The 9544-nt window shown below is 58.4% G+C and carries 6 protein-coding genes and 1 tRNA gene; all 7 read right to left on the bottom strand.

The features are described from left to right. Positions 1-104: 104 nt before the first annotated feature. Entirely contained in the window at positions 105-1787 is a 1683-nt protein-coding gene (locus DW850_RS08775; RefSeq protein ID WP_117786847.1) for an isopeptide-forming domain-containing fimbrial protein, read from the bottom strand. Further along, positions 1741-5484, bottom strand: coding sequence for a Spy0128 family protein (locus DW850_RS08780; protein WP_117786848.1), 3744 nt, complete (start codon positions 5482-5484; stop codon positions 1741-1743). Before DW850_RS08780 ends, DW850_RS08775 begins: the two co-directional genes overlap by 47 nt. A gap of 424 nt (positions 5485-5908) precedes the next feature. After that, entirely contained in the window at positions 5909-7747 is a 1839-nt protein-coding gene (gene typA / locus DW850_RS08785; RefSeq protein ID WP_006235837.1) for a translational GTPase TypA, read from the bottom strand. A 117-nt stretch (positions 7748-7864) separates the two neighbouring features. Next, on the bottom strand, positions 7865-8314 hold the full coding sequence (locus tag DW850_RS08790) for a hypothetical protein (protein WP_089572580.1): 450 nt from the start codon (positions 8312-8314) through the stop codon (positions 7865-7867). Between the two features lie 30 nt (positions 8315-8344). Then, a complete protein-coding gene (locus DW850_RS08795; RefSeq protein WP_117786849.1) occupies positions 8345-8701 on the bottom strand; it encodes a hypothetical protein in 357 nt (118 codons plus the stop codon). Positions 8702-8734: 33 nt separating this feature from the next. Then, on the bottom strand, positions 8735-9235 hold the full coding sequence (locus DW850_RS08800; protein ID WP_117756926.1) for a bifunctional nuclease family protein: 501 nt from the start codon (positions 9233-9235) through the stop codon (positions 8735-8737). Positions 9236-9417: 182 nt separating this feature from the next. After that, positions 9418-9494 (bottom strand) — tRNA-Ile (locus DW850_RS08805). Between the last annotated feature and the right edge of the window lie 50 nt (positions 9495-9544).

Raw genomic sequence — 9544 nt, forward strand, 5'->3', positions numbered from 1 at the left:
AGGGTTCTCTAGTAACTTGTTCAAAACCAATGATCATCAGGTCGGTAGACCTGCGCGTCACTCGCTACGGAGGCAGTACGCCATTGAGCAAAAAAGGGGGACAATTATTTTTCACGGCGACCTCCTCCCCGCTTGATGACGAGCGCGACAACAATAGCCGCCACTCCGATGGCAGCCAAAGCCGCCACCAGCACCAACGTTCCATCTCCCGTCGAGGGCATAAAGCCTCGACTTGCTTCTTTGTTTGGGGTGTTGAGCACCGACAGTCCAATCGAACCCGTCCCGGCATCGGCGGTATCAACCCGCAGGGGGCTTTCGGCCGACACGGTCACTTTGGGCTTCGCGGCTGCTACCTGTTTAACGTCCAGTCCCTCAGCCGTAACCGTCACCGTACGTTTGCCCTCAAAGGCGGTGTAGCCCTTGGGTGCCGCGATTTCCTCGACGGTGTAGACGCCCGCGTCCACACCGGTCAATTCCACATGTCCATCCGCGCCCGTGGTGACGCACGCGTCGACATCCGTCGACCACAAGCCGTCAGTCGTTAGAATGCGCCCGCGGTCATCGATGATGCGCAGCTTGGCGCCCGCGGGCGGTTTATCGTCCGAGCTTGAGCGCTTGATCAGACTGAGTCCCCAGGTGTAGGCGCACGCGTCATCGCTCGGCGTGCGGGTGAAGCCGGCGTCGCCGGACTGGTCGGCTAAGGGGGAGCGCGGGTAACGCAGGTAGACCTCGTTGGGGTTGCCCTTCGCGATGCCGTGGTTGCATGCGCTGTTGAGCGGCGCATTGTACACGGCGACCACGCGGGCGCCCGCGGTGAAGGTGTCGGCCCCGCCGAGCGCGGCGACCAGGTCGCCGGTGCGTACGGTGAAGGCGTCCCCCTCGATCGAGACCTTGCACTGTGAAGTAATGTCTGTCCACCCTTTGGCCGGCGTCGAGTTGGCGTTGCCGTCCTCACATTCGATGGCGTCGAAGCCGCCGTCCGTGCCCGGCGCCGCGTACACGCGCATGCTCGTGGCCACCTTGGATAGGTCGAGCCCCGCGCTCATGGTGTCGACGAACTGCACCGCGTAGGTGTCGTAGGCCGTGAGGCCCGCCGGGACCGTGGCAGAGAGGCGCCAGTACAGGTCGTCGGCGACCGTGGCGTCGGCGGCCTTCTGCCAGGCATCGGTACTGTCCTCCAGCACGTGCTTGGCCACCTTGGGAGTGGCGGCCTTGGGCTTGACGGCGACGGCGCTGCCGCCGACCAGGGCCATGATCGGCGCGGTACCGGCCTCGTTCTGGGCGATGGTGTCGTCGTCGGCGACGATGAGCCAGTAGCCGCAGGGCAGCTCGGCCGCCGTGCCCGCGTTAAGGGCCACGGACACAGCGCCTGCTTTGACTATTGCGCGGGCAAGTTTTGCCGTCAGCGCCGTCGTCATGTGTCCGTCGGCATTCATCCATTCGGCAGCCTCTTGCGCCGTCGTGGCCGTGCTGTCAAGCCCCGCATCATGAAGCACGGGAAGAACGGCCTGGCGAACAGCATCATTCGCCCACGCCAAGTCCGTCGCGACCTTTTGATCGAAGCCGGCTTTATCGGTAACAGTTGCCGAAAAGAGCTGGTACGCATCGTATTGCGTCGCGACGTCGCCGCCAATCGTGATGGCCCCGGCATCGGCAGCACGGGCCATCACGGGCGACGCTGCAAAAGCGAGGATAGCCGTCATGGCCACCATCATGACGGTCAACAAGCGGCGGTGCAGTTTACTCACGGCGACCACCTCGATCTTGATCGCGATGGCGACGAGCATGCATCCATGTCGCAGCAAAACACAGCAGCGATGCACCAGCCAGATACGTCATAGTCAAGCCAGCCCCGCCCGCCTCAGGAAGCGTGGTCGAATACTTGTTGATAAAAGTCGGCGGCACCTGGGAGTCATCGTCATACGTGACGACGGTGTCGAGCTGCTTACTTTTATTGTCGATAGTCACGTTAACCGTGACATTGTGCCCGACTGTGTCGTAGGTGATGTGGTCCTTGACGTTGTTCTCGGCGCCATCGGGGACGACCTCGGAGATGGTGTATGTGTAGGTATCAGCCTTGTTGTAGTCGACGTTGAAAGAGACATTGCCCCCGGCGTCGTTGGTCACCGTCTGGAGCACCCTGCCCTCGGCATCCTTGAGCTCGAACGAGAACTGTCCCGCCTTGAAGGTGCCACCTTCAAGCACTTTCTTTGCTTTAATAACCGCAGAGCCCGTTAGGCGATTGTCGTAGATCCAGATCTCGTCCTTCTTTGTATCGTCGATGATCTCCGCACCGTCGACGATGTCCTTTGCCTTAGTTAGCGCAGCCTGATAATCCTCTTCGCTCGCGCTGCCCTTGAGCATGATCCACGTGGGATCGGCCTTGGCATAGCCAACAGGCGCCTTGGTCTCCACGAGCTGGTAGAGCACGCAATTACTCATCTTCTTGTCGCTTGTGCCGAACGAGATTTTGCCGTTGTCGTCGGTCGCGGCCTCGTAAAACGGCGTTCTGGCGTTCTCTACATTTCCGTCATCCGCAACCTGGTCCATATTCACGCTGTAGAGCGTGAACTCCGCCCCTTTGAGCGTAGCACCGACCTGCTGCGCATCGTATTTGGTCATCGTGATATCGTAGCCGTTGCCGCCCGCACTGGCAGAAGCGCTCTGGATGGTCCATTTTTGCTCGTCGATCGCCGAGCCTTCCGTCACACCCGTAAGCTCGGCGGTATTGGAAAGAGACACCTCTTCACCGGGGTTTCCGGTCGGGATAACTTCGTACTCGACCTTGAGGTATTTCTCGTCGGGCACCTCAAGAGTCAACTTCGTACGCGAGCCAGATTCATCCTTGACTTGTTCCATCTTCGACGAATAGTCCTTATCAGTCAGCGGTGACCAGGCACCGTTCACGCACTCATAGACCTTAAGCGTCGACGGCACCAGCGTGCACTCGGCATCCATGGTGTCCACGAGCTCGAGGAAGTCAGTGCCATTCTTAAGGGCAACGCCAGACTCGTTAACAAGAATGGTGTACTTAATACGGTTGCTATTACTGACTTGCTCACCAGTCTTTTTGATGACGTTGTTCTTGATGGTGACGGTGCCGCTACCGGTATCGAATTTCTTGTCTCCCGACTCGGCGCTTGCCGAGTTGGTGAACTTCACCTCATTCTTAGAGACATCGAGCTCGCTGCGCTTGACCGCTGTTTTGTATGTGAGCTTCGCATAGCCGGCATAGTCGCCAAGCCCAGTCGTGGGGATGGAGAAAGTGACCGTATTGCCGGCGCTGCTGACGTTGTCGGTGGCAAGCTGTTGATTATCAACGACCGTCTTGGCCTCACTTCCGCGACCAAGCCCCGTATGCTCTTCGTAGGGATTCTGCACGAGCGTGAACTTTGCGGAATTCGCGACATAGCTCATACCATCCGGAAGGCTATCAACGATATTCAGCGGTTTCCCGCCCAGCTTTCCAGCTCCAAAGCATTCGAACTCGCCATTTGCGCCCTTATTACCCTTTTGGCGGTTTGCATACACCGTCCAGTCGACGATCCAGGCGCCCTTCTCATCCGAGCCGTTAACGGTATGCCAATCGAAGTTCTCAACCCAAGACACCTTCGACTCCGCTTTCGGCTTCTCGACCGCAGGCTTCGTTTCTTGGTTGACAACGTACTTGACGGGTTCGGTGAACGACCGCTGTAATTTCAGGCCCGGCGCGCTGACCGACGCAAAGTTTGAGTACCAGCCCGACAGCGCTTCTGATGTGGTGTTGTAGGTGATAACGGCGTAGTCCTCGTTCTCGAGAGCGGCTTTCACTTTGTCGGTAACGATGATTTTGAGGTCGTAGTTTTTCTTTGTTTCATTACCCGGATAGCTGGTCGTTGGTCTCCAGTCGGTGCCCGGAACCAGCTCGGTATTGCCGATTTTAATGGTAATGGAGCTTTCGTCGACACCGAGTTTCTGCGACCATGCCGACTGAAACGTGTCCTTCACCGTCACCTCGCCTGGATGGACCGCATTGACGATCGCCTTCAGCGCGACCTTCGTCTCCCATGTCGCCCTGCCCGTCGTCGCCGCCTCATCGGATCTCACGAGCCTCTTGGTGATCGGCACAACACCCGTCAGCTGCGGCGTGAAACTGCCTTCATCGGTACCGGAAACGGAGCCTTCGCGCTCGATGGCCGCGTCGTTATGCACGGTATCGTACGAGCTCGTATCGTTCATCTTTGTGTGATAGACGATGCGGTAGGTGGCGTACTTGTCGACAAGATCGGTCGGGAATGTGTAGGTAAACGAGCTCTGCGACGAGTCAAGCACGCCGCCCGGAAGAACCTCCGACCCCGAGCTGCCCTTGTAAACCGTGTAGCTCCCCATATAGGCCTGCTTATCGTCAAGCGTATCGGTGAACTTGTAGCCGCTCATGTCGGCCTTGATCTCGCCTTGGTTGAGCGTGACCGTCCACGTGATGTCGGACGGTGTACCCGAGCCGTTGGACTTGTTGATCATGTCGTAACGAAACTTGCTGGGAGCAGCAGTCACGGAGCCGCTCTGGCGATTGCTCAAGCCGCCCCACTCCCACGTTGCCGTGTTCTTAGACGCTTCCTGCTCATCGATGAACTCGCCATTGTTAACCGAAACGCTTCTCTTCAGTTTCGTCTCATAGGCAATCGTGTGCTCCCCCTGGGAAACGTTGCCTAAGGTGTCGAGAGTCGCAATCTGACCGTTGATCGTTGGCTGCGGGCCGAGCTTCTTGCCATCGAGCGTGAAGCTGCCGTCCACAAACTCAAAGTTGTCGCCTAGGCTGTCAGTAAACTTGACGTTCGTAGCGTACGACTCGACGGTGAGCTTAACAGACCAGGTGACCTTGGCCACGCCGTCGGCTCCCTGGGAGAAGGCTCCCGATTTCTCCCCTTTGACGGCGCCATCCGTAGTTGGAATATTGATTGATCCCGCACCGGGGAACTTGATAGGTGTACTGCTGTCCGAGCCAGCGTTCTTATTTGCTAACTCAAATGAAAAATTGGCTCCGACAAAAATTTCCGCAGGGTTTTTGTCAAGCCAGCTCTTATCAAACGTAAAGATGATCTTATTGTCCTCGATTTTCCACGTGCCAGCCTTGTCAGCGGTCGCCTCCGGGCCCTCCATGAGGTTGCCACCGGCGTTATCGTCAACGACGATGGTGCCGGGAAGCTCATAGACAGCGATATAGTTCTCGGGCGAAGGCGCCTCGCCGCTTTTGAATTGTGCCGAAAAAGCTCCATAGAGCTTCGAAGTAGACGTTACGGCGCCATTGAGCTCTTGAGTATGGTTCTCATCGGTATACAGCTTGACCTCAACCGTTGCCGTATCACCGTTGATCTCAATCGGCGTCGGCGTCGTCACGTCATCGGCGCGCACGGGGGCTGCGCCGTGGAAAACTGCGACGGTGAGGCTAATTAAAATGAAGATCAGGGCCGCCATACCCAGCGACCGTGAGCGGTGTGTGTCCATAGTTGTCCCCTAATTCCTACAACACGTTGTGGAATACGGCGAATCGTCGGATCGAACACAAACCCCAACATCAACGAGAACCTACCTAGCGCATTGCAAGAACCCATTGGGGAGCAACTTCTAAGACGGTTCGTCTATGCCACAATGCATAAAATACAATATAGATACCAGTCATGTAAACCGCAGGTAAAGAGGTCTTTTAATTTAATACCAGTTGATATTTACCTGTGACAGTTTTGTATCAAAGCGGTTGTATTTCAATGATTCGTGTATATGTTTAAACAACTTAACTTTGCCTGAAAAACAGCCGGGGGGGATAACCTCCTCCACCGTGGTGCAAACGGACCCGTCCCCCTTGCACCAAAAAGGGCGCCGACCATCGCGGTCGACGCCCTTTTTTATTGGCGGTTATAAGCCCCAGCGCTTATTTGTTGACCTGACCGGCGCGGACGGCAGCCTTCTTGCGGTCGGTGGCGTTGAGCAGACGCTTGCGCAGGCGGATGTTCTTGGGGGTAATCTCGACCAGCTCGTCGTCGGCGATGTACTCCAGCGCCTCCTCCAGCGAGAAGGTGCGGGGCGGCACCAGCTGGACGGAGATATCGGAGGTCGAAGAACGCTGGTTGCCCAGGTTCTTGGTGCGGGCGATGTTGACGACCATGTCGCCGGCCTTGCTGCGCTCGCCCACGATCATGCCCTCGTAGCACTCGGTGCCCGGCTCAACAAACAGCTGGCCGCGCTCCTGCAGCGTGCCCAGGGCGTAGGCAACGGCCTTCTCGGTGGTCATGGAGATCATAGCGCCGTTCTGACGGTTACCGATCTCGCCGGCGTAGGGGCCATACTCCAGGAAGGTGTGGTAGAACACGCCCTCGCCGTGGGTGACGTTCATAATGCGGTTCTTAAGACCCATGATGCCGCGGGTCGGGATCTTAAACTCGAGGTGCGTCACGATACCCGAGGTATCCATGCTCGTCATGATGCCGCCGGAGGTACCGAAGACCTCAACGACCTTGCCCGAGTACTCGTCCGGGCACTCGACGACGGCCTGCTCGACGGGCTCCATCTTGTTGCCGTTCTCGTCCTTCTTAAACAGAACGCGGGGACGGCCAACCTGGAACTCAAAGCCCTCGCGACGCATGGACTCCATCAGAACGGACAGGTGCAGGATGCCGCGGCCCGAGACCTCGACGCCGCTCTTGTCCTCGAGCTCCTCGATCTTCATGGTCACGTTGTTCTCGGCCTCGTTGAACAGGCGCTCCTTGAGCTGACGGGCGCCCACGATGTCGCCGTCGCGACCGACGAGCGGGGAGGTCGAAGCCTCAAAGACGATGGACAGAGTCGGCGGGTCGATCTCGATGGGCTCGAGCTCAACGGGGTTCTCGGGATCGGTGTAGACATCGCCGATATCGGTGCGGTCGATGCCCACGACGGCAGCGATGTCGCCGGCGCCGACTTCCTGGCACTCGGTGCGGCCCAGGTAGTCGAAGGTAAAGAGCTGTTTGACGGTAGCGGTGGCGCTGGAGCCGTCGTTCTTGACAACCAGGATCTGGTCGCCCTGGTGGATGGTGCCGGAGTACACGCGGCCGATGCCGATACGGCCGACGAAGTTGGAGTGGTCGATGGTCACGCACTGCATGGCGAGCGGGGCGTTCTCGTCAACCTCGGGTGCGGGCATGTCGTCGATGATCATGTCGAGCAGCGGGTACATGTCCATGTTGCCGTCGTTGGGGTCAAGGCGGGCAAAGCCATTCATGGCGCTGGCGTAGACCACGTGCTCCATGGCGAACTCGAGCTGGTCGTCGGTGGCACCCAAGTCGGCCATGAGGTCCAGGCAGTCGTTGTAGGCCTTCTCGGGGTTGGCGCCCGGACGATCGATCTTGTTGATGACGATCATGATCTTGAGGCCGGTGTCGATAGCGTGACGCAGCACGAAACGGGTCTGGGGCATGGGGCCCTCAAAAGCGTCGACCAGCAGCAGGGCGCCGTCGGCCATACGCAGCACGCGCTCGACCTCGCCGCCAAAGTCGGCGTGGCCCGGGGTGTCGATGACGTTGATCTTGACGTCCTTGTACTCGATAGAGATGTTCTTGGCGAGAATCGTGATGCCGCGCTCGCGCTCCTGGTCGTTAGAGTCCAGGACGCGGTCCTCGACCTGCTGGTTGGCACGGAAGGCGTCCGTGGCACGCAGGAGCTTGTCGACCATCGTCGTCTTGCCGTGGTCGACGTGGGCGATGATGGCGATGTTCCTCAGATTGTCTACGCGCATGTAGTTCCCCTATCTTCTATCCATATACAAACGGCACGCGTATGCGGCCCGCCCAACGACACAACGCTCAGCGGGAATATTGAGCCTTTTACCGAAAACTCGTTTATTTTAGCGATTTTAGATGAGAGGGGTTTCCTCACCTGCAGGTTCAGGGTCGCTCCACATAAAACCATCGCCGGCACCCATGCCCTCATACAGCACGTATGCCGAAAAACCGCTCTCGAGCGTGGTTTCGAAGAAGCTCACGAGCAGGGCGTCGTGATAGCCGCCGTCAATTTCGACACAACCGGTGTAGCCGATGGCATAGCGGGCGATGCGGCCCAGACCCTCGTCCTTAAGACCCATCTTGTGCTCGGAGATAAAGTTGGTGGCCGCCTCGAGGCATGCCTCTTCGCCGTCCTCGTCGAGCGCCGCCAGATATCGGTTGGAAGCAGCGTCCTCGATCGCCACAACTACGCCCGGGTTCTCGCCGGCGGCAAGGTCGTCCAAGAACGCACCAATCAGGTCACACACCATGGCGTCGAGCTCGGCGGAGACGTTACCGGCGTCCTGCATATCCTGTGCCATCTTTAGACCTTCCCATCGAGTCTGGGGTCGTTACAGTTCTTGTGCCTCGGCAGCGATCTTGGCGACAGCGTCGCGGGCGCGCATCATATCCATCGCGCGCTTGTCGAGTACCTTGATCTGGTTGGTCAGCATTACTGCATCGACCGCACCCCAGATTACCAAGCCTGTTGAAATCGAAAACCCAAGCGCACCAACTGTACCACGAAGGCGCGAGCAGATTGCCGCGACGAGAGCGGAGATGACAACCATCTTGATAAACGAGCTGCGGCGCTCGCGAAGCGTGCGGGCCTGCATCACATAGGCGATGCGTGCCGCCTCGGATGCCTCCGAGCGCATCTGGGCCTCGCGCGCAATGGCCGCCGCCTCAGCCGACATACCGCTGGCCATCAGCGAACACTCCGCAACCCTGCCGCCCCGCATTTAGAAATCATCGGGGGAGAGCGTATGGACGAACTCGTCGAACTTCTCGAACTCCTGCTCGTCGTCGACATCCTCGGCGTGGGTGGAAACAGTGCCCAGGCGATTCATGATGTCGTCCTCCACAAACATGGGGGCATTGCTGCGCACGGCAAGGGCAATGGCATCACTGGGGCGGGCGTCGATCTTGCGCTCCTCGCCATCGGCCAGTACAACGATCGTCGCGTAGAACACCGGCGGCTCGGCGCGAACGATCTCGATGCGCTCGAGCTTGGCGCCCAGGGCGTCAACGGTATCGAGCAGCAGGTCATGGGTGATCGGGCGCTCGGCGCGGCCGCTATCGATGCCGCGGCTGATGGCAGCAGCTTCAAACGAACCAGTCTGAATGGAAAGGGAACGCAGCGGCGCGGGCGAGTCCGATTTGCTGCTGCGCTCACGAAGTACGATAAGCGATGGCACGGGACCGGCGGCCATGACGATGGTCTCTATGTCGACGCGAACCATGGAACACCTCCGGTACGTAGCGGTTAACACGCGGCAGCGCGCCGCATTGAATAGCTATACTACCCAATCTTTCGCACAGCACACAAAATCAAAGTAGTTAATTTGGGACGGGTTTTTTGACTACTTTCAGTAGGTAAGAAAAAAGCCCCGAGGCAACGCCCCAGGGCTCTTCACAGTTTTGATGGTGGACCTGACAAGATTCGAACTTGTGACCTCCCGGTTATCAGCCGGACGCTCTAACCAACTGAGCTACAGGTCCATCGCGCAAGGGATATATTAGACGAGTCGTTACGCGCACGTCAACAACTT

It is taken from the genome of Collinsella sp. AM36-4AA, assembly GCF_003467795.1.
Taxonomy (GTDB): Bacteria; Actinomycetota; Coriobacteriia; order Coriobacteriales; family Coriobacteriaceae; genus Collinsella.